Consider the following 21,301-nt stretch of genomic DNA (forward strand, 5'->3'; position numbering starts at 1 on the left):
TGATTAAAAATTGACTATAATATTGAACTTAAATTGAATATCAAAGGGGAAAGTTTTGGCTTTAGATGAGAAAATCATTTCCTATACTGAAAATCCTTCTCGCGAACTTTTATCTGTAGCTTCAAGAACTAATATCGCTTTAAATGAACTTGATTTTCATCTTTTAGCTTTTTCAACACAATATCGTCTTGAAAATGCCGAATGGGTAAAAATTGCAGAAAAAGATCTTGTTCTTTTTGAAAAAGATGAAATGTTTTTAAAAGAGGATTTGCAAATCAAACAAGAATATAAAATCGAAATTTTTCATCAAACAAGCCAAGATAAAACCGCTAATGCCATTAAGCTAATTGCCAATAAAAATTTAACAAAAATTGTTGCTCAAATTAATTTTAACGAACTAAAACATCATGAAAAATTAGCCTTTGAACTTTTGCAAAATATCTACAAAAAAATGTTGAAACTTAAGTTTTTAATAGGTATTCGCATATTTGATTTTAAAAAAGAACTCATCCGTATATGCAATGAGCACAAAAAAAATGCTTTAAATAAAACCTTACAAATCAATGTAGCCAAAGGTATTGAACCCATACAAAGCCAAGATGAAGCTTTGGTTTTGCTCTATAAAGAAAAGGCTAAAGATTACACCATAGATGAAAAACGCTCAGGAATCATAGTAGTTGATGAAAATGAAGTTGTATTAAGATATAATAAATTCAAACAAGGTAAAGAAGGAAAAGACTTAAATTTACATACTTTAAAAGTTATAGATGCCAACCAAAACAAAATCAAATTTAACTGCTCCTCATTGGCATTTAAGGCCGTAGAATACGAAGATTACACAGAATATTTAGCATTAAAAAAAGGCTATGTAATTGAAGATCAAGATAAATTTGATATTGGAACTTTGCTTGAATTTAATAATAAAGTTGATTTTAAAAATATAGGCATAATCCGCGCAGGATTGGATAAAAATGTAAAAATAAATATTAGATTTATATCCGATATGCAAGATGCTGTTAATTCAGGCGTAGGAATAGAATGCGAAGAACTCAATATCACAGGAAGTGTCGGAAGTAATACAAATTTAAAAGCTACAAGAATGAGAATTGAAGGCACTACGCACACAAAATCTAAAATTTACGCCAAAGAAGCCTATATAAAAACGCATCGCGGTTTTGTTCAAGCAGAAAAGCTAAACATAGATCTCTTAGAGGGTGGCAATGTAAAAGCTAAAGAAGTAAGGATTAAAAAAAGCTTAGGCGGAGTAATAGAAGCAGATAGAATTTATATAGAACAATTAGAAAGCAATAATTCATGTGTGTTTTACAATAATGTTGTCATAGAACGCTTTGAAGGTGAAAATAATAAATTTCATATTAAAATAAAAAAAATGGATAAAGACTACGATCAAGAGCTTTTAAAAATAAAAAATGAAATTTTATCCCTTAATCACAAAATAAGCAAACTCAAACAATACATTTTATTAAACAAAAACAATGTTTTAGATATAGAAAAAAAAGTCTTAGAGCTTAAAAATCAAGGGCAAAATATACCAAATCAATATGAGAAATTTTTGAAGAATTTTTCCATACAAAATGCAAATTTAAACAAACTTCAAAATCAAGAAAAAGGGCTTTTAGAATATAGAAAAAAAATCCATGATGAACTTTTAGTACTTGAGGAAGATTTATTTAAAGCCAAATTTATCAACAAAAGTGGAAAATGGAGCGATATGAATGAAATTAGATTTTCGCTTTTAGAGCCTAAGGAAGATGTTTTTTATTCTTCTTCCACTAAAGAAAATGCAAAATTTATAGCTTTGAAAAAAATCATACAAAATAACCAAGAGTATATAGAGATCGATAAAAAACTTGATTACGAAGAAAAGGATATAGAATGGTTGTTGCCATCGAAGGAATAATCACAAAAAAAGAACCCACTTTTGCCATTATAAAATGTGCTAGTGGCTTAAGCTATGGAGTTTTTATCTCACTTTTTTGCGCTGCTAAGCTTGAAACTCATCAAAAATATGAGCTTTTCATCACTCAAATCATCAAAGAAGATTCTAATAAATTCTATGGTTTTTTAGATAAAGATGAGCAAAAAATGTTTGAAATGCTTTTAAAAGTAAATGGAGTGGGCGCAAGTACTGCGATGGCTATATGCTCAAGTTTGGATGTAAATTCTTTTTATAAGGCTTTAAATTTGGGAGATGAAAGCGTACTTAAAAAAGTTCCAGGTATTGGTCCAAAAAGCGCCAAACGCATCATCGTAGAACTTGGAGATGCTAAAGTACAACTTGAAAGCGTGAGTGATGATAAAAGCGAAGCTTTGGCTGCTTTGCTTTCTTTGGGATTTAAACAGGATAAAATATTAAGCGTTTTAAGTACTTGCAACGGAAAAGATACAAGCGAACTTATCAAAGAAGCACTAAAAAAACTAGCATAAGGAAAATTAATGAAACTAGCAATACTTTTTGGAGGAAATTCTTACGAACATGAAATCAGCATTGTAAGTGCTGTGGTATTAAAAAAAGTGATAAATGCGGATTTGGTATTTATTTTTTGCGATGAAAAGAGAAAATTTTATTTAATTCCTAGTGAAAAAATGAATTCTAAAACCTTTAGCAGCGGTGCTTATCAAAAAGAAAAAGAGTTGTTTTTAAGACAAAAGGCTTTTTGTTTTAAAAGCTTGTGGAGCGAAAAAAGCTTAGAATTAGATTGTGTGATCAACCTCATCCACGGAAGAGATGGAGAAGATGGAAAGATAGCTTCTTTGCTTGAATTTTTTGATATCAAATTCATAGGTCCTAGGGTTGAAGCAAGTGTTTTATCTTTTAATAAAGAGTTCACAAAACTTTATGCACAAAGTGTTGGGGTTAAAACTCTAGATTATCAAATGCTTAGAAAAAACCAAAAGCAAGATTTTACAGCTCATTTTCCTTGCATTTTAAAGCCTGCGCGACTTGGAAGTAGTATAGGAATCAGCATAGCTAAAAATGAAAAGGAATTGGATTATGCTAAAGATGTGGGCTTTGAATTTGATACTGATATTTTGGTAGAGGATTTTAAAAGTGATATCAAAGAGTACAATCTTGCAGGATGTATGATCAAAGATGAATTTATCTTTTCAATCATCGAAGAGCCAAAGAAAAAAGAATTTTTGGATTTTGAGCAAAAATATCTTAGTTTTTCAGGGCATAACGAACTTATCGAAGCTGATTTGAGCGAAGAATTGAAACAAAAACTTAAAGATAATTTTGCCAAAATTTACAATCCTTTATTTAAAGGTGCTTTAATCCGTTGTGATTTTTTCATCCTAGATAATGAAGTTTATCTAAATGAAATCAACCCAAATCCAGGCTCTTTAGCAAATTATCTTTTCAAGGATTTTAACAAAATTATAGAACAACTTGCTCTAAATATAGAAAGCGAAAAGAAGATTAAAATCACCTATGAATTTTTGCATTCTATTAATGGACAAAAAGGCAAATTATAAAGCTTTAAGAGAAAGTATGTTAAATTTTACATAAAATTTTATGTATTTTAGGAAAATTTATGCTTTCTTTTAAACAAGATGAAATCTATACTGCTACGGAAGTTGTGCGAAACTTTAGTCCTTTGATCGAAAAACTAAAAAAAAGCGAATCGGGCAAAATGGTCATCTTAAAAAACAATAAATTTGAAGCCGTTTTGCTCAGTATGAAAGAATTTGAACGCTTGCAAAATGCTATGCAACTCTTAGAAAATATTTACAAAAACCAAAAGGTTTAAGATGGCGCTTGCAAATGTGATTTATAATAATGATACTTATGAGCTAAGTTATGAAATTTTAAATCAAGATAAGAAAAAATCTTTACTCATATTGCATGGATGGGGCGCAAACAAAGAGCTTATGAAGCAAGCTTTTTCTAAAAATTTAAATGATTTTTGTCAAATTTATCTAGATTTGCCTGGCTTTGGAAATTCAAGTGCGCCAAAAAGCCTTTATAGTCAAGATTATGTAAATATCATAAAAGAATTTTTAAAAGAAAAAAAACTCGATATTGATATTTTTCTAGGGCATTCTTTTGGTGGGAAAATAGCTGCTTTGCTTGTTTTGGATTTTCAAAAAGCTCAACTTGTTTTGCTTTCAAATTCAGGCATACTTGCAAAAAAATCTTTTAAAGTGCGTTTTAAAATCATACTGTTTAAATTTCTAAAAAAATTGGGTTTGGGTAAATTTTATCGTTATTTTGCAAGCAAAGATGGAGCAAACTTAAATCCTTTAATGTATCAAACTTTTAAAAATGTAGTGGATGAAGATCTTAGTCAAACTTTTGCCAAAATCGATAACAAAAGCCTTATTTTTTGGGGGATTGATGATAAAGCCACCCCTTTAAAAAGTGGAGAAACAATGCACAAGCTTATCAAAACTAGCGAATTTTATCCTTTAGAAGGGGATCATTTTTTCTTTTTAAAACATTCTTTATTTATAGCTAATAAAATCAAGGAAAACCTATGCTAACCAATACACTTTATTTTCTCAATTCTTTATTTTTTAATTTTTGTGTAGCTTTTTATCTTATGAGTGCCTTGCAATGGTATTCTTATAAATTCAAACGCGTATTTTTTCACTATCATAGACCTTTGTGGCATTTGTATTTTTTATTTTTGCCTTATTTTTTCTTTTTGACTTTTCCTTTGTATTCTTTAGCATATTTTGCACTTATTCATACTCCGATTTTGTATTTTTGGAACAAAAGCATAGATAAAAAACTCGTCTTTACAAGTAAGGTTAAATGGTTTTTTGTTTTTGTATTTATCTATAATACCCTTTTTGCCATACTTGCTTTGCGTTTTTCTTTTCTTTTTAATCTTTTTACCCTACCCTTTGCTCTTATAAGTCTTAAAATCTTTGAGTTATTTAGTAATTTATATTTTAAAAATAAAGCCAAAGCCAAACTTCAAAACAATCCACAGCTAAAAATCATACTCATTACTGCAAGTTTTGGAAAAACAAGTATTAAAAATTTCCTCTATGAGCTTTTAAAAGATGATTTTAAAACCTACAAAACGCCTCGCTCTGTAAATACCTTACTTGGCATTATCGCAGATATTAATACAAATTTAAGCGATGATACACAAATTTACATAGCAGAAGCAGGAGCTAGAGTAAGAGGCGATATTGATGTTATAACGCGTTTTTTAGAGCCTCAAATTTGCATTGTAGGAGAGATAGGAAATGCACATTTAGAGTATTTTAAAAATATAGAAAATACGCGAAACACTAAACTTGAAGCTTTAAATTCCAAAAGATTGGAAAAAGCTTTTTTGCATACTAGCACTCAAAAAAGTGAAGATGAGCTTATCTTACTTTACGATGATAAATTACAAGACATTCAAGCAAGTCTTCAAGGTTTGGAATTTAAAATCAATTTAGAAAATAAAACACATGAATTTAAAAGCCAAATTTTAGGGGATTTTAACGCTCAAAATCTTTGTGCTTGCATACTTTGTGCAAATTATCTAGGTGTAAAAATAGAAAAAATTCAAAAGCAAGTTTTAAAAATCAATTCAGTAGAGCATCGCTTGCAAATCATCTCTAAAGAACCTAAATTCATCATTGATGATGGTTTTAATGGAAATTATAAAGGTATGAGTGCAAGTTACAAACTTTGCAAAAGCTATAAAGGACGCAAGGTTTTAGTAAGCCCTGGTATAGTAGAAGTAGATAAAGATGAAAATATAAAATTAGCCAAAATCATCAACGAATGCTTTGATCTTGCCATCATCACAGCACAAGTTAATGCTGATATCTTTAAAAAAGAACTTGAAATAAAAACCATCATACTCAAAGAAAAAGCAGATCTAGTAAAGGTTTTAGCAAAAGAAACTCAACAGGGCGATTTGATACTTTTTTCCAATGATGCGCCTAGTTTTATGTAATTTTATCTTATAGATAATCTCAAAGGTAAAAATTTTTACCTTTAGACTTATTGTTTTTTAAAAGATTGTCAGTTCTTGTTCTCAATCATTTTCTATTTTATTGTTAGAATTTTATGATAAAATCAGTGCCACATTTATAAAAGTTTTTCACAAATTTAGGAGTAAATTATATGCAAAAAAATTCTTTTTTACAAATCCACGGACTCATACCCTTTTTGCTTGTAGCTTTTATCAATGCTTTTGTGGATTTAGGACACAAGATTATTATTCAAAATACTATTTATAAAGTTTATGAAGGTAGCACACAGCTTCTTTTAACAGCCATTGTTAATGCTCTTATCCTTCTACCTTTTATTTTAATGCTTTCGCCATCGGGATTTTTAGCAGATAAATATCCAAAAAATCTTATCATGAAACTCTCAGCAGCCTTTAGCGTTATACTTACGATTATCATTTGTATAAGTTATTACAATGGGGCTTTTTGGACAGCTTTTGCCCTTACTTTTATCATGGGAATTCAAGCAGCACTTTATTCTCCTAGCAAATACGGCTTTATTAAAGAATTAGTTGGAAAAGATTTACTTGCGATGGGAAATGGTGCAGTTAATGCAGTAAGTATCGTAGCTATACTGGCTGGAATGAGTCTTTTTTCTTTAAGTTTTGAAAGCTTATATGATGCAAATTATAGCAGCTCAGAAGAGGTTTTAAAACAAGTCGCGCCTTTGGGATTTTTACTTATACTTTTTTCCCTTATAGAGCTTTACTTGGCATGGCGTTTACCTAAGCTTAAAGATGAGATAAAAGAATTAAAATTTGATTCTAAACGCTATTTGAGCGGAAAATTGCTGATGAGCAATTTAAAACTTATTTTTGAAAATAAAATAATTTGGCTTTGTATCGTTGGAATTTCGATATTTTGGGCGATATCACAATTATATCTTGTGAGTTTTCCCGTATTTAGCAAAAATGAACTTTTTGTTGAAAATACTTTTTTTGTACAAGTTTCTTTAGGATTTTCAGGGATTGGGGTAGTTTTAGGTTCCTTAATAGCAGGTAGATTTTCTAAAAATTATATCGAGCTTGGACTCATTCCTTTTGGAGCTTTAGGTGTATTTTTAATGGCTTTAATTATGCCCTATTTTACAAGCTTGATTACATATAGTTTTATCTTTTTCATCTTTGGTTTTTGTGGTGCATTATTTATCATACCTTTAAATTCTCTTATACAATTTCATGCAAAAGAAAATGAGCTGGGTAAAATTTTAGCAGGAAATAACTTCGTGCAAAATATCGCAATGCTCACTTTTCTTGTTTTAGCAACTTTATTTGCCAATTTAGAAATCAATGTGGTTTATTTATTTTACTTCATCACTCTTGTTGCTTTTTTGGGTGCGATTTATGTAGTCTTTAAACTCCCTTTTTCTTTAGTAAGAATGCTTTTAAGCATAGCATTTTTAGGGCGTTATCGTTTGCTTGTGGAAGGCTTTAAAAATATCCCTGAAAAAGGCGGCGCTTTGCTTTTGGGCAATCATATTTCTTTTATTGATTGGGCTATAGTGCAAATGGCAATCCCTAGAAAAATTTATTTTGTCATGGAGCGAAGTATTTATTCTAAATGGTATATTAAAATTTTTCTTGATAAATTTGGTGTCATTCCTGTTTCAAGTGCAGCAAGCAAGGCTAGTTTAGAGCTTATTGCAGAGCGTATTAAACAAGGGGATTTAGTTTGTCTTTTTCCTGAAGGCGTGCTTTCAAGACATGGACAACTCAATGAATTTAAAGGTGGATTTGAGCATGTTTGCTCAAATTTAGAAGAAGATGATGGAGTGATCTTGCCTTTTTATATACGCGGACTTTGGGGCAGTACTTTTTCAAGAAGCGATGAAGAATTTTCGGCCAGAAATCGCACCTTAAGCAAAAGAAATATCGCTATAGCTTTTGGTGCTCCTATGTCTTTACACTCTAAAAAAGAAGAAGTAAAGGCTAAAGTTTTTGAACTTTCTTTTATGGCTTGGAAATCTCAATGCGAAGCAATGCATACCATAGCAAGAGCTTTTATCACCAGCGCTAAAAGAAATCTTAGCAATATAGCTATAATCGATTCTATAGCAGGGGCGATCAGTTATAGAAAATTACTGAGTCTTAGTTTTATTTTAAGCACCCTTATAAAAGAAAATTCAAAAAAAATCAATAACAATCTTGAACGCGGATCTTATGCACCTAAAGAAGAATGTGTAGGAATTTTACTCCCTGCTTCTTTTGCTAGCTCTTTACTGAATTTAAGCGTCTTACTTGCACAAAAAGTTGTAGTAAATTTAAATTTTACTGCAGGAGAAAAAGCTTTGCAAGCAGCAGTAAAAAGCGCTCAAATTTCACAAATTTATACTTCTAAAAAATTCTTAGAAAAACTAGAAAGTAAAGGTGTCTCTCTTAATTTTGGCGAAGAGGTAAATCTTATCTATATGGAAGATGTGGTTGAAATCTTTAAAAAACAAAAAAGTAAAATTTTAGCAATGATGATGACAGTTAGTATTTTACCTAGCTTTATATTAAAAGCGATCTTTGCTCCTTCTAAGAATAATCTCGCCATAGCAGCCATTCTTTTTAGCAGTGGTAGCGAAGGCACTCCAAAAGGCGTAATGTTAAACAACCGCAATATTTTAAGTAATATCGCTCAAATTTCAGATGTGCTTTGCACAAGAAATAATGATGTGATACTTTCATCCTTGCCCCCTTTTCACGCTTTTGGGCTAACTGTGACTACATTTTTACCTTTACTTGAAAGCATTAAAAGTATCACTTTTGCTGATCCAACTGATGCTTTGGGTGTAGCAAAAGCTGTAGCCAAAAACAATGTTACGATAATGTGTGGAACCTCAACTTTCTTAGGAATTTATGCTAGAAATAAAAAGCTTGATGCCATTATGTTTGAAAGCCTAAGAGTGGTTGTTTCAGGAGCTGAAAAACTTAAAAATGAAGTCAGATCTGCTTTTGAAATGAAATTTAAAAAGACTATTTTTGAAGGTTATGGAGCGACTGAAACCACTCCTGTTGCAAGTGTGAATTTACCTAATCGCTTTGATGCAGATTATTGGATAGTTCACCGCGCAAGCAAAGAAGGAAGTGTGGGTATGCCTTTACCTGGAACTGCGGTTCGCATTGTCGATCCTAATACTTACGAAACTCTAAAAACAAACGAAGATGGACTGATACTTATAGGCGGACACCAAGTCATGGTAGGATATCTTAACAACAAAGAAAAAACCGATGAAGTCATCAAAGAAATCGATGGTATAAGATGGTATAACACTGGTGATAAAGGACATTTAGATGAAGATGGATTTTTATATATCGTAGATCGTTATTCACGTTTTGCAAAAATTGGTGGAGAGATGATATCTTTGGGTGCCTTAGAAGAAGAAATTGCTAAATTTATCGATACAAATATAGTGAAATTTTGCGCTGTGGCCCTAGAAGATGAGAAAAAAGGCGAACAAGTTGCCCTACTTGTAGAATGCGATGAAGAATTCTTTGAAGGTGTTTGCGAAGCCATAAAAAGCTCAAGTATGCCTGCTATTTTCAAGCCAAGTCGCTACTTAAAAGTAGAAAAAATTCCACTTTTAGGCTCTGGGAAAGTGGATTTAAAAGGCGCTAAGGAATTAGCAAAAAGCTTGATTTAAAATAACAAATTTTTAGCAAAGAGATAAACACTCTTTGCTTTTTAATTTTCTTATCATTCCTTCATATGCTTAAAAATTTACACCAAAACCCAAACTAAAATCGGCATAGAAATAAAAGCAAAAAGCACTCCAAAAGCCACAGAACTTACAGCTAGATTGCTATCTAATTTAGCCTTCATTACCATAGCCCCTGCTAAAGTCATGGTAGGCGTGGCGCTTTCTATGATGGCAACTATAATTGAAGCTTGCATTTGAAAACCAAAAAGCTTTAATAAAAGCACAAAAATCAAAGGTGCTAAAACCATTTTAGCTAAAATCACAAGAATGGTAGGCTTATAGGCGGTTTTAATCGCCATAAAACCAAGTCCCAAACCTATAGCAAAAAGTGCTACTGGAGTGGCCGCACCGCCAAATAAACGAATGGGAGAGAAAATAAATTCAGGTAAGGATATTAATTTACACAAAAAACCCAAAAGCAAAGCCAAAAAAGGTGGAAAAGAAAGAATTTTTTTAATATTTGCCATCAGGCTTACTTTTTCTCCACTTCCCAAAGAAAGGATAAAAGGCCCTATAAGAGAAATAGGCAAAGTAGTAGCTAAAGCATCATAAAGTATTACTTCTGCGCCAAATTGCGCATTAGCAAAAATGCCTTCAATGATAGGCATGCCCACAAAAATAGTATTCCCAAAGCAAGAAAGTAAAAACATACTCACTAAAGTTGCTTTTGAAAAATTAAAAATAAAACCTAAAAATACAACTACAAAAGCAGCAAGAGCACAACTAAAAAATCCTATAAATATCAAAACAACCAAAGAAAAGTCAAAATTTAAATGATAAGCTTTATCGAAAATTAAACAAGGTAAAGCAAAAACGATAGCAAAATCCAAAAAGGTTCTTGCTTGCTTTTGTTTTAAGATGCCCACTCTTTTAGCAAAATATCCACCAGCAAGCAAGATAAAAATCGTAAACAAAGGAGTAAAAATAAACATACTTTATATCCTCTTCTTATTTTATTACTTATAAAGGTAATTTTAAAAATGGAAAAAATTATATTCTTTATAATTAAAAGAGAACTTAAAATGTTTTAAGTTTTATATTTTTATATGAAAATATAAAACTTGCTTATCTAAAAATACTCAATTTTTTATCAAAATACTATGGTTTTATTTTTGTGTATAAAAATTCTATCATCAAAAACCAAATCAAGTGCCTTTGAAAGCACATTTTTTTCTACATTGCGTCCGGCTTGCTGCATATCTTGCCAAGTATACTCATGACTTACAGGCAAAACTGCTTGAGTGATGATTGGACCTTCATCAAGATTATTATTAACAAAATGTGCCGTAGCTCCAATAATCTTCACCCCTCGTTCAAAAGCTTGCTTGTAAGGATTTGCTCCTATAAATGCGGGCAAGAAAGAATGATGAATATTTACTATCTTTCCTTCAAAATGTTTGACAAAATCAGGGGATAAAATTCTCATATATTTTGCCAAAACCAAATAATCAAATTGATATTCTTTCAAGCATTCTAAAACTTGTTTTTCTTGTTCTTTGCGTTCTAAATTTTCTGCACTGATGTGATGATAAGGGATTTCAAATTTCTCCACTAAGTTTTTAAGAGTGTCGTGATTAGAAATCACGGCTTTGATATTGGCCTCAAGCTCATTACTATAATGCTTAATCAATAAATCTCCCAAACAATGGCTTTCTTTGGTAGCAAAAACAATAATATCTTTCTTTCTTTTTTCACAAAGCTCTATATAAGCTTCTTCACCCAACATCGCCTCAAGTGTTCCAACAAAGGCTTTTTTATCAAACTCACCCTCTAAAATAGCACGAAAGAAAAACATTTCTTCGCCTACAAATTCATCATTTTTTACTATATTAATATGATATTTAAAAATCACATCAGAAATGCGATAAATCAATCCTTTTTGATCCTTGGTGCAAATTTTTAATACAGAAATCATTTAATTTAACCTTTTAATATATTCATACAATTCATTTTCTCTTGCTTCTTTGAGCTTTAAACCTAACATTTTACCATAAATTCCAGCTTCGATAAAATCTTTTGCTAAAATACTTGTTTTAAATTTATTCTCATAGAGTTTGAATTTTTTAGCCCGCTTTATGCGCTCTTCATCCCAAAGCCCAAGCCATTCCTTTAAAGGCATATCCAAAGCAATGCTTGCCAAATCAAAATCGCTCATTTTATCAAGATAAAAGGCTTGATTTGCCTTTTTGAAATACTCTTTTTTTATTTTACTTTTTTTAAAAAATTCTTCTTTATTTAAATTAAAAAAATTTAAATACAAATACAAAAACAAAGCGTCATCTTTAATCACCTTCCTACTTTGTTTAAGCAGAGCTTGAAATTCCATGCTTTTAAAAGCACTATCAAAGCCAAAAATTTCTTTTTCTATCTTAAGCTCTTGTAAGTATTTATAGCCCACTTCAAGTTTGGAGCTTTTAAAAAATTTATAAAGCTCAGCATTGATCCTATCTCTGCTAAGATCTTTTATGTTCATGCTTTGCATTAATTTTAAGCTTTCATCTGCTATTTTAAAATCAAATCTTGAAGCAAAAGCCACTGCTCTTAAAATTCTTAAACTATCTTCTTGAAAACTCGTTAGATCAATATGCCTTAAAATACCCTGTTCTAGATCTTTTAACCCTCCATAAAAGTCTAAAAATTCATTATTAAAAAGATTGATCATCATAGAATTTATGGTAAAATCGCGTCTTTTGGCACCTAATTTTTCATCATTGCAAATTTGCACCTCAAAACCCGTATGTCCATAACCTGTTTTGTTTTCAGTTCTAGCAAGAGCAAAATCATAATTTTTAAATTTGTATACAAAAAAACTTTTTCCAAAGCCTTGTGCGCCTAGTTTTTTCATCATTTTTTCAAAATCACTAGGACTTACATCATAAAGCTCTATATCATAATCATAAATTTCCAAACCTAAAAATAAATCCCTTACACTCCCACCAACCAAATAAGCTCTTTGGGTATAAGGGCTTAAAAAATCAATGACAAATTTTAAATCTGCATTATTTTTTAAGCTTATCTTCGATGTTTGCAAGTAAAAACTCTAAAAAATTAATAGTTAATTGAAGTCTATGTTCTAAATTCTCCTCTTTAGTGCTATTTAAACCTTCAAAAAGAACTAAAATTCTTTCTCTTAGGTGTTTTAAAAATATATCTTCATTAAGAGTTTGCACTTCTGCTATAACACTAGGGTTTAAAATTTCACTTTGCAAAACAGCTTCTTCTTTAACAGGCTCTTTATCTTCTTGATTTAACTCATCTAAATTTTTAATCTCTTCTTGAATTTTTTGCTCTTCTTCAAATTTTGCCATAGAAATTTTATCTTCTAATTTTTGCTCCACAATAGGCTCTTCCTTAAGCTCAACCGTAGGCATATCCTCTTGAATTTGAGTCTTTCTAAGCTCTTCTTGTTCTTTTAGAATTTCACTTTGCCTTCTTTGTTCTTCCATGATAGAGCTAACTTCACTGATAGTTTTCTTTGCTAAATCTTCTAAATTCATATTTTTATCAACCACCTTTTAAATTCATTGATCTCTTCATCGCTTTTCATATTTATAAAAAAATCAAGCATTTGAGTGTTTAAATCCTGATGCTTAGAACGAAACCCGCTAAGACGACGCACCGCATCGATTGCATTTTGATTATTAGGATCTTCTTTTAAAATATTTTTATAAATCTCTAAAGCTTCATCTTTAAGCCCTTGGGCTTCATAAATAGAAGCTTCTGTAACTGTGTTTTTCATTATCTTTCCTAATATTTTTTTTAATTTTAGCAAAAAGCATTTTAAGTTAAACTTTATATAATATACTAAGAGCCATCACAAAGATAAACAAAGCGCTGATTTTATTGATTTTATCCAAATGCTTATTCATAAAGATCTTAAATATACTTCCACCTAAAGCATAAAGACTTAAAGAACAAAATTCTATCAATAAAATAATCAAAAGCAAAACATTTACACTCACATGAAATTTTAAAAAAGAAGGCAAGATAGAAAACATAAAAATCCATGCTTTTGGATTAGAAGAAGAAGCTATAAAACCTTGAATGATGAGAGAAATTTTTTTCTTATTGATGATTTTTTCTTGAGTAATTTGACTTTTTGATCTAAATAATACAAAAGCGATATATAAAAGATACAAAGCACCCGCTATTTGAAAGAATTTAAATAAATTTTCATACCGCAAAACAAACTCTATCCCCAAAGCACAACATAAAACCACCAATGCCAATCCCACAAGCTCGCCAAATATCATCCATAAAGTATTTTTATATCCTAAAGAAAGCCCCAAGGAAAAAGCTAGACTCATACACAATCCTGGAAGTAAAGAAACGGAAACAAAAGTTAAGATAAATAAAGTATAGTCCATTAAAACAATCTTAAAACAAACATATAAAAAATGGTTCCTAAAATAATACTAAGAAGTGCATTTTTAAAAAGTATATGTATCAAAAATACCAAAATACAAGAAATAATAAAATCAATCCCATAAGGATAAGAATAAAAATCCACCTCATAAAAGGTATAAAAAAATAAAATGATGATAATAACCAAAGGCATATTATGTTGCACAAAAAGCAAATGATGATTTTCTTTTTTGTTTTTAAACAAAATAAAAGCTAAAACACGAGTTAAATAAGTCGCCAAAGAAGCTGCTAAAATTGCATACAAGATATTTTTATCTAACATATTTTTTTCCAAAAATCAAAATAGCCAAAGCGATAAAAATACAAAAAGCTAGCATATAAGGCTTATCTATACAAAATAAAGCAAAGAGTGCTACAAAAGAAGAATAAAGTAAAATTTTTAAATTAGGATTTTGCTTATAAAGCTCATAAGCTAATACAACAAAAAGAGCATTTAAACTGAATTCTACCCCCGAATAATCGATATTTAGTCCTTGCTTAAAATAATAACCCAAAACAGAACCTATTACCCAATAAATTTGATTTAATAAACAAACTTCAAACATAACAAGCGATCTTTGCGTACGGCTAAGATTTTTGATTTTCTCTTTAATAGAGCTTAAAAGAGCAAAACTTTCATCTGTTAAAGCAAAGATAATATAGTGTCTTAGAAAATTAATGGATTTTAACTCTTTTAAAAGCGATAAAGTGTAGAAAAAATGGCGAAAATTCAATAAAAATAAAGTAAAAAAAATCATCAAAAAAGATACATTTTGCGCCACTAAAGCTACTAAAAGAAATTGCCCAGCACCTGCATAAATAAAAATTGAACTAAGCAAAATTTCAAGCAAAGAAAAATCTTTGCTAGCAGCTAAAATTCCAAAAGCAGCTCCTAAAGGGATATAACCCATTAAAACAGGGATAGTAAGAATAAAGAGTTCTCTTTGCTTCATTTCTTCTCTTTGAATAAATGTTTTAGATATTCTTCTCTTTGTTTGTCTAAATTCGGATCAGTTTTATTAATTTGCTGTTCTTCTTTTACTTTAGCATTTTCATCATTAAAATACAAATAATCAATACCAAAAATAATAGCTATAATAATAAGCAAAGGAATTAAAAAAACCATCTAAAAACTTTAATCAAGAAATTTGATTATAAATGCTGCCATAATAACGAATATTTTCAGCATTTTCATTTTTTTCTATGGTTTGTATAGCTCCACTACTGATAGCTTTTTGGATATCTTTATCCAAATCTTGATAAGAAAAAACCATATTTATACTGATAATATGAGGTAATTTTTCAAGCATTTTATAAGACTGGAGTTCTTTTTCTAAATTTTCACTTTCTATTACAACGATGATTTTTTCATTTTCACAAAGTTCTATTGAGCATGATGGAATTCTTAAAATTTCTTTTTTTAATTCTTCTATATGTTGTACTTTTGCTACAATCAAAACACTAGAAAGATTCATCTAAACTCCTAAATACAATTTTATCTCCAAAACCTGAGACAATCAATTCTCTTTCGTTGATAAAAATGATGATTTCACTCATTAAATTTTCATCCTTGAAAATTTTAATGGTTTTTAAGGTATTTGTATCAAAAACCTCATTAAAACCCGCTTCATTATCACTATATGCAGCCAATTTCCCACTAGGGCTTAAAGCACAAGTATAAATTAAAAAATCCTTTTGTAAAAAAGATTGTTCTTCATTTTTTACCAAGCCTATACGCCTATCTGTACCACAACTTAAAATAGTGTCATTTTTCAAATCAACTTGATAGATATTATCTTTGTGCATTTTATCATAGTTTTTTAATATTTTCCATTTTTTTAAATCAAAAAGCTCTACTTCTCCACTTTCAAATCCTGCCACAAGCTTAGTTTTTTCTTCATTTAAAGCCGCATCATTTAAGCTAGAATGAGAGAATTTAAACTGATTTATACGCTTTAAATCTTTATTTACCAATTCTATTTTAGAGCCCAATAAAATCAAAAGATAGGTGTTTTCATCTATAAAAAAAGCTTCCTTAACACTACTTTCTTGAAGTATTTGAATTTGAAGATTTTTATCATAAAGACTTAAATTCTTTCCTCCAAAATCTCCTTCACTAAGTACCAAAAGAGAATTCTTATAAACATCGATGCTATAAATTCTAGCAAAATCGCCTTCATAATAATTCTTAATTTTAGGCAAAGATAAAAGCTCTTTTAAACTTTTATCTTTTAAATTATACTCGTAAATCTCGCCTTTATCGGTGCCTATATATAGCTCCTGCTGATCAAGCTTTAAAGCTGTAATATTTGAATTAAGCTTTAGCTCATAAGCAGGAGATAAAATATATAAAAAACTTAAAATGAAAAGAATTTTTTTCATTATTTTACTCAACACCCTCATTAATTACATCGATTAAATTAGAACGATTTTTTAAGCCTTCATTTTTAAATTCAGCTTTAAAACTATTTCCAACCAAAGGTTTTGCATCACTTTGTGGAACATGGCATTGGGTACAATTAAAACGTGAATCACTGATTGCATCCCCCGTAGTTTTATTGGTTCTAAAATCATAATAATGGCTCGCAGGAAGAGGAGTTGCGCCAACATCGCTTGCAATTGCTTTATCATGACAAGTAAGGCAGGTGTTATTATCTTTGGTAATAGGCAACATATCCTCGATAGTATGTGAAATAAGCGGTGGTGCATTTTCAAAAGAACGCTCAAAAAGGATAGATTCACCTGGTTGCAAGGTAGTAAAACTAGCATCGACCAAATCTACCTTATTTTCATTTTCTAAGCTTGCTTTTCTAAGTCCAATTTGCTCTGAACTCACCCCACTATTTAACGCACAAGCGGCTAAAAACATTGTAGCAACACTTGCTAATAAAACTATTTTCTTTTTCATCATTTTTTCCTTAAATCAAATATATTAAAATTTAAAGCATCATCATTACATACTTCCACACAGCGTCCACATCTTATACATTCACCCGAATTTACACTCGCACTTTCTTTAGCTATCATCCAAAGAACTTGTTTTTCAGGACAAATTCCAATACACTTATAACACTTAGTGCAATTTTGATGATTGTGCTTGATTTTCAAAAGTGCAAAACGAGAGATGAGAGCATAAAAAGCTCCCAAAGGACACAAATGTGAGCATATCGCCCTAGGACTTAAAAAAGTATCTATACAAAAAAGTATAAAAGCTACAAATATCCAAGAAGTAGTGCCAAAAATAATTCCCCTATGTATAATGCCTATATAAGATATGCTTTCAAATACAGGCAAAGATAATACAAAAGAAAGAATTAAACTCAAAGCCAAAATATAATATCTTAAGTTTTTGCTTAAAATTAAAACCTTACTCTGTTTAAAAGCCATTTTAGAACGAACAAAAGCAGCAAAATCAGTAATCAAATTTACAGGACACACCCAAGCACAAAAAGCACGACCTAAGAAAACTCCATAAAGAATCAAAACGATCAATGCCCCTATAAGTGCCATTAAATCTACACTAAAACTTGCTAAATAAATTTGAATCACTGCAAAAGGATCGCTTAAAGGTAGGGTGTTAAAAAGCCTAGAGGAACTTAAATTTCCTTTTAAAATAAAATCTGTAGCCTTAAAACTAAAAAGAGCTAAAATTCCGATTTGAACGATGCGTCTAGCGATTAAATACCTCATCAAATTTCCCCCTCATTTAAATAATTTGTTGCCTTTTTAGCATCAAAATATTTAGAAGTATCTGCATCTTTTATACGATCTTCGTCCTCTTGATCCCAACCCTTTACATAATGCGAACCAGCCTTGCCCAAAACATACTCGCGTGGTAAAACACGAATAGCAGGCTTTTCTGTAATACAAGCAAGCTCACAAAGCCCACAGCCCACACACACTTCATGATCGACACTAGGCAATAAAAAGGCGTGCTTAGCAGTGCGTTCATTGCGTTTAAGCTCAAGTTTTAAAGCCCTATCTATCAAAGGACAAGCCCTATAACAAGCATCACACTGAATTCCCCAATGTGCTACACAAGAAGCACTATCTACGATTGCAATACCCATTTTTAAAGATTCTATGCCCTGCTCTAAATGTTTTTTATCCAAAGCATCGGTTGGACATTCCTTGATACATGGTATGTCCTTGCAAAGATAACAAGGAATTTCTCTAGCTTTAAAAAAAGGGGTTCCGTTTTTTGCACTATCTAGCAAAGTAGCAAGTTTTAAGGTATCGTATGGACAGGCTTTTACGCACAAGCCACAACGAATACATTTGCTTAAAAATCTCGCTTCATCTTCAGCCCCTGGTGGCCTCAAGGCATAATCATCATCAGCCTTTAGGCTTAAATTTGCCAAAAATCCACCCGCAGTGCAAAGACACAAGCCTTTAAAAGCACTAGCAAAAAATTCTCTTCTATCTTTCATCAAATCAAACCTTCATCTTAAGCTTTATAAATTTTTACCGCACATTTTTTAAAGTCGGTTTGTTTAGAAAGCGGACAAGTCGCATCTAGGGTAACTTTATTGATATAAACATTTTCATCAAACCAAGGTACATAAACAAGCCCTACAGGCGGTTTGTTTCTACCACGCATATCCACTCTTGCTTTTACCTTACCACGACGCGATTCTACCCAAACTAAATCTCCTTGATTTAAACCTAATTTTTCACCATCTTTTTCACTCATATAACAAAGTGCTTCTGGGACAGCACGGTAAAGCTCGGGCACACGCATAGTCATAGTCCCGCTATGCCAATGCTCCAAAACCCTTCCAGTTGAAAGCCAAAATGGATATTCTTCATTTGGTCTTTCAGGTGCCTTCATAAATGGTCTAAAGAAAATTTTAGCTTTATTTTTAATACTATGCTCTTTTTCATCCTTAGGAGCTATCAAATCTCCATTGGTGAGCATTTTATTAAATTCACCATAAAAAGCAAAGTCTGAATTTGAAGCAGCTTTTTTAGCATAATAATCAAATTTAGTATTAAATCTCCATTGTGTTTCTTTGCCATTTACCACCGGCCATCTTAAACCTCTTACTTGATGATAAGTGTTAAAATCAGCCAAATCATGACCATGACCTAAGCCGAATTTACGATACTCTTCCCAAAGATATTTTTGAACGAAAAAGCCATATCCTTTAAATTCTTTTCCATCACTGCCTTGAATTTTTCTTTCATCGCCTTTAACTTCGCTATTATCAAAATCTTTCATAACAGCATCATTTGAAGTAAAGCTTTTTGCTTCTTTATTGGCAAATAAAACATCAAAAAGTGTATCATCCTCGCTATAACCCATAGCTTTTGCTTCTTCTAATACGCTTGGCAAAGTAAGCTTATCATCTACTTTTTGCTCTTTCCAAACTTCTTTAAGTTTAAAGCGTTTTGCAAATTCTAAAATTTGCCAAGTATCACTCATAGCAGCACCCACAGGTAAAACTTGTTGCTTCCAGTGCTGAGTTCTTCTTTCAGCATTACCATAAGCGCCCCATTTTTCATAAATCATCGCACTTGGCAAGATAAGATCAGCTACCTTTGCTGAAATTCCAGGATAACAATCGCTTACAACGATAAAATTATCCATCTCTCTAGCTGCTGCGATCCAATGGTTTGCATTTGCAGTATTTTGCCATGGATTATTCACTTGAACCCAAGCAAATTTAATCTTACCGTCCTCTAAATCTCTCATAATACCAAGATAAGGCGAACCTGGTTTTGGATTGATTGTTTTTGCAGGTACTTTCCAAATTTTTTCTGAAATTTCTCTATGTTTTGGATTTGCCACAACCATATCTGCAGGCAAGCGATGAGAAAATGTTCCTACCTCTCTAGCAGTTCCACAAGCACTTGGTTGTCCTGTTAAAGAGAAAGCTCCGCTACCTGGTTTAGCTTGTTTGCCAAGTAAAAAATGCACCATATAAGCTTGCTCATTTACCCAAGAACCTCTTGTGTGTTGGTTAAAGCCCATAGTCCAAAAACTTACCACTTTACGATTTTTTTCTATATATAAATTAGCTAATTCTTGAAGTTTTTTCTTGAAATCTTCCAAAGATTCATTATCATCACCCTTGGCTACTTTTGCAGTGTATTCTAAAGTATAAGGTGCTAAACCTTTTTTGAATTCTTCAAAAGAGATTTCCCAATTCTTATCAGCTACACCTTGATGTTTCATTTCAAATTTATCACCCGCTTTCACACCAAGATAAGAAAGAGAAGTGGCTTCTTCTTCATCTAAAGTGATTGCATTTTCTTTTGCAACGGTATCTTTTTCACTTTCTTTGAATTTAGGGTGATTTGGATTATTTCTCATACCATAACCAATATCTGCATAGCCTGTTGCAAAGACACAATGATCTTTAATAAATTTTTTATCCATAGCTTCAGGATGATTGTAAACAATCTCTCTTGCTATATAGTTCCAAATAGCTAAGTCCGTATTTGGTTTGAAAATGATTTCAATATCGGCAATATTTGAAGTACGATTAGAAAAAGTGCTTAGGTTTACAACTTTGACCTTATCAAGATTGCTTAGTTTTCTATCGCTAACTCTTGACCAAAGTATAGGGTGCATTTCAGCCATATTTGCTCCCCAAGTGATGATAGTATCAGTAAGCTCTATATCATCATAACAGCCTGATGGTTCATCCACACCAAAAGTTTGCATAAAACCAACCACAGCAGAAGCCATACAATGTCTTGCATTAGGATCAATATTGTTTGTTCTAAAGCCTGCTTTTGCAAGTTTTAAAGCTGCATAGCCTTCTTGGATAGTATATTGACCACTTCCAAAAATTCCTACACCGCTTACTCCTAGCTCATTATAAGCTTTTTTAAATTGCTTTTCCATCTCATCAAAAGCTCTTTGCCAAGAAACTTGTTTGAATTTTCCTTTTTTGTCAAATTCTCCTTTGTCATTCACACGAAGCAAAGGCATAACAAGACGATCTTCTCCATACATGATTTTAGCATTAAAATATCCTTTAATACAATTAAGACCTCGATTTACAGGAGCAGCAGGATCGCCTTTGATTGCTACAATCTTACCATCTTTTCTAGCTATCATAATTCCACAGCCTGTTCCACAAAACCTACAAACGGCTTTATCCCATTTCCACTCTTCTTCTTGTGCACCCAATACTGGGCTTGGAACACTAAGACCTGCAACACTAGCAGCACTCGCAATAGCGGTATTTTTAATAAAATCCCTTCTATTCATACTCTAATCCT

At 31.3% G+C, this 21,301-nt stretch carries 22 protein-coding genes; 7 read left to right on the forward strand and 15 right to left on the reverse strand.

Annotated elements, in window-relative coordinates; translation table 11 throughout:
- The first annotated feature begins 55 nt into the window (after positions 1 to 55).
- The 7 genes from AAID94_05335 to AAID94_05365 all read left to right on the forward strand — a co-directional run bounded on the left by AAID94_05335 (position 56) and on the right by AAID94_05365 (position 9,607).
- Positions 56 to 1,921, forward strand: coding sequence for a flagellar assembly protein A (locus AAID94_05335; protein XAK23269.1), 1,866 nt, complete (start codon positions 56 to 58; stop codon positions 1,919 to 1,921).
- Positions 1,897 to 2,448 carry a Holliday junction branch migration protein RuvA gene (gene ruvA, locus AAID94_05340; GenBank protein XAK23270.1) on the forward strand — a complete coding sequence of 184 codons (552 nt, stop codon included), beginning with the start codon at positions 1,897 to 1,899 and terminating at the stop codon, positions 2,446 to 2,448. The genes AAID94_05335 and ruvA overlap by 25 nt, the downstream gene beginning before the upstream one ends.
- Positions 2,449 to 2,457: 9 nt before the next feature.
- Positions 2,458 to 3,498, forward strand: a complete 1,041-nt coding sequence (locus AAID94_05345; GenBank protein ID XAK23271.1) for a D-alanine--D-alanine ligase — start codon at positions 2,458 to 2,460, stop codon at positions 3,496 to 3,498.
- A gap of 59 nt (positions 3,499 to 3,557) precedes the next feature.
- Positions 3,558 to 3,773, forward strand: a complete 216-nt coding sequence (locus tag AAID94_05350) for a type II toxin-antitoxin system Phd/YefM family antitoxin (protein XAK23272.1) — start codon at positions 3,558 to 3,560, stop codon at positions 3,771 to 3,773.
- 1 nt (position 3,774) lies between these two features.
- Positions 3,775 to 4,506, forward strand: a complete 732-nt coding sequence (locus tag AAID94_05355) for an alpha/beta hydrolase (protein ID XAK23273.1) — start codon at positions 3,775 to 3,777, stop codon at positions 4,504 to 4,506.
- On the forward strand, positions 4,500 to 5,927 hold the full coding sequence (gene murF, locus AAID94_05360; GenBank protein ID XAK23274.1) for a UDP-N-acetylmuramoyl-tripeptide--D-alanyl-D-alanine ligase: 1,428 nt from the start codon (positions 4,500 to 4,502) through the stop codon (positions 5,925 to 5,927). The genes AAID94_05355 and murF overlap by 7 nt, the downstream gene beginning before the upstream one ends.
- Before the next feature lie 170 nt (positions 5,928 to 6,097).
- Positions 6,098 to 9,607 (forward strand): acyl-[ACP]--phospholipid O-acyltransferase, encoded by a 3,510-nt coding sequence (locus tag AAID94_05365; protein ID XAK23275.1) that lies wholly within the window; start codon positions 6,098 to 6,100, stop codon positions 9,605 to 9,607.
- 77 nt (positions 9,608 to 9,684) lie between these two features.
- Here AAID94_05365 and AAID94_05370 read toward each other — a convergent pair whose 3' ends face one another.
- From AAID94_05370 to napA, 15 genes are all read right to left on the reverse strand, one after another.
- Positions 9,685 to 10,596: an AEC family transporter gene (locus AAID94_05370; GenBank protein ID XAK23276.1), complete on the reverse strand. Its 912-nt coding sequence runs from the start codon at positions 10,594 to 10,596 to the stop codon at positions 9,685 to 9,687.
- Between the two features lie 158 nt (positions 10,597 to 10,754).
- Positions 10,755 to 11,579, reverse strand: a complete 825-nt coding sequence (purU, locus tag AAID94_05375) for a formyltetrahydrofolate deformylase (protein ID XAK23277.1) — start codon at positions 11,577 to 11,579, stop codon at positions 10,755 to 10,757.
- On the reverse strand, positions 11,580 to 12,695 hold the full coding sequence (locus AAID94_05380) for a CCA tRNA nucleotidyltransferase (protein XAK23278.1): 1,116 nt from the start codon (positions 12,693 to 12,695) through the stop codon (positions 11,580 to 11,582). It abuts the gene before it with no gap.
- A complete protein-coding gene (locus tag AAID94_05385; GenBank protein ID XAK23279.1) occupies positions 12,664 to 13,161 on the reverse strand; it encodes a 2-oxoglutarate:acceptor oxidoreductase in 498 nt (165 codons plus the stop codon). Before AAID94_05385 ends, AAID94_05380 begins: the two co-directional genes overlap by 32 nt.
- Positions 13,158 to 13,406, reverse strand: coding sequence for a tetratricopeptide repeat protein (locus AAID94_05390; GenBank protein ID XAK24786.1), 249 nt, complete (start codon positions 13,404 to 13,406; stop codon positions 13,158 to 13,160). Before AAID94_05390 ends, AAID94_05385 begins: the two co-directional genes overlap by 4 nt.
- Positions 13,407 to 13,449: 43 nt before the next feature.
- Positions 13,450 to 14,031, reverse strand: a complete 582-nt coding sequence (locus AAID94_05395; GenBank protein XAK23280.1) for a LysE family translocator — start codon at positions 14,029 to 14,031, stop codon at positions 13,450 to 13,452.
- Complete coding sequence (locus AAID94_05400) at positions 14,031 to 14,351, reverse strand: AzlD domain-containing protein (GenBank protein XAK23281.1); 321 nt, start codon at positions 14,349 to 14,351, stop codon at positions 14,031 to 14,033. The genes AAID94_05395 and AAID94_05400 overlap by 1 nt, the downstream gene beginning before the upstream one ends.
- Positions 14,341 to 15,021, reverse strand: coding sequence for an AzlC family ABC transporter permease (locus AAID94_05405; GenBank protein ID XAK23282.1), 681 nt, complete (start codon positions 15,019 to 15,021; stop codon positions 14,341 to 14,343). The genes AAID94_05400 and AAID94_05405 overlap by 11 nt, the downstream gene beginning before the upstream one ends.
- Positions 15,018 to 15,194: a hypothetical protein gene (locus tag AAID94_05410; protein ID XAK23283.1), complete on the reverse strand. Its 177-nt coding sequence runs from the start codon at positions 15,192 to 15,194 to the stop codon at positions 15,018 to 15,020. Before AAID94_05410 ends, AAID94_05405 begins: the two co-directional genes overlap by 4 nt.
- A gap of 13 nt (positions 15,195 to 15,207) precedes the next feature.
- Positions 15,208 to 15,543: a chaperone NapD gene (locus AAID94_05415; protein ID XAK23284.1), complete on the reverse strand. Its 336-nt coding sequence runs from the start codon at positions 15,541 to 15,543 to the stop codon at positions 15,208 to 15,210.
- Positions 15,530 to 16,450: a WD40 repeat domain-containing protein gene (locus AAID94_05420; GenBank protein ID XAK23285.1), complete on the reverse strand. Its 921-nt coding sequence runs from the start codon at positions 16,448 to 16,450 to the stop codon at positions 15,530 to 15,532. The genes AAID94_05415 and AAID94_05420 overlap by 14 nt, the downstream gene beginning before the upstream one ends.
- Positions 16,451 to 16,454: 4 nt before the next feature.
- A complete protein-coding gene (locus AAID94_05425) occupies positions 16,455 to 16,979 on the reverse strand; it encodes a nitrate reductase cytochrome c-type subunit (GenBank protein ID XAK23286.1) in 525 nt (174 codons plus the stop codon).
- The gene (gene napH, locus AAID94_05430) at positions 16,976 to 17,761 is read right to left on the reverse strand and encodes a quinol dehydrogenase ferredoxin subunit NapH (GenBank protein XAK23287.1); all 786 of its coding nucleotides are present in this window, start codon (positions 17,759 to 17,761) and stop codon (positions 16,976 to 16,978) included. The genes AAID94_05425 and napH overlap by 4 nt, the downstream gene beginning before the upstream one ends.
- Complete coding sequence (napG, locus tag AAID94_05435; protein ID XAK23288.1) at positions 17,758 to 18,498, reverse strand: ferredoxin-type protein NapG; 741 nt, start codon at positions 18,496 to 18,498, stop codon at positions 17,758 to 17,760. The genes napH and napG overlap by 4 nt, the downstream gene beginning before the upstream one ends.
- Before the next feature lie 17 nt (positions 18,499 to 18,515).
- Complete coding sequence (gene napA / locus AAID94_05440) at positions 18,516 to 21,290, reverse strand: periplasmic nitrate reductase subunit alpha (GenBank protein ID XAK23289.1); 2,775 nt, start codon at positions 21,288 to 21,290, stop codon at positions 18,516 to 18,518.
- Between the last annotated feature and the right edge of the window lie 11 nt (positions 21,291 to 21,301).

This window comes from Campylobacter coli (genome assembly GCA_039516895.1).
Lineage (GTDB): Bacteria > Campylobacterota > Campylobacteria > Campylobacterales > Campylobacteraceae > Campylobacter_D > Campylobacter_D coli_B.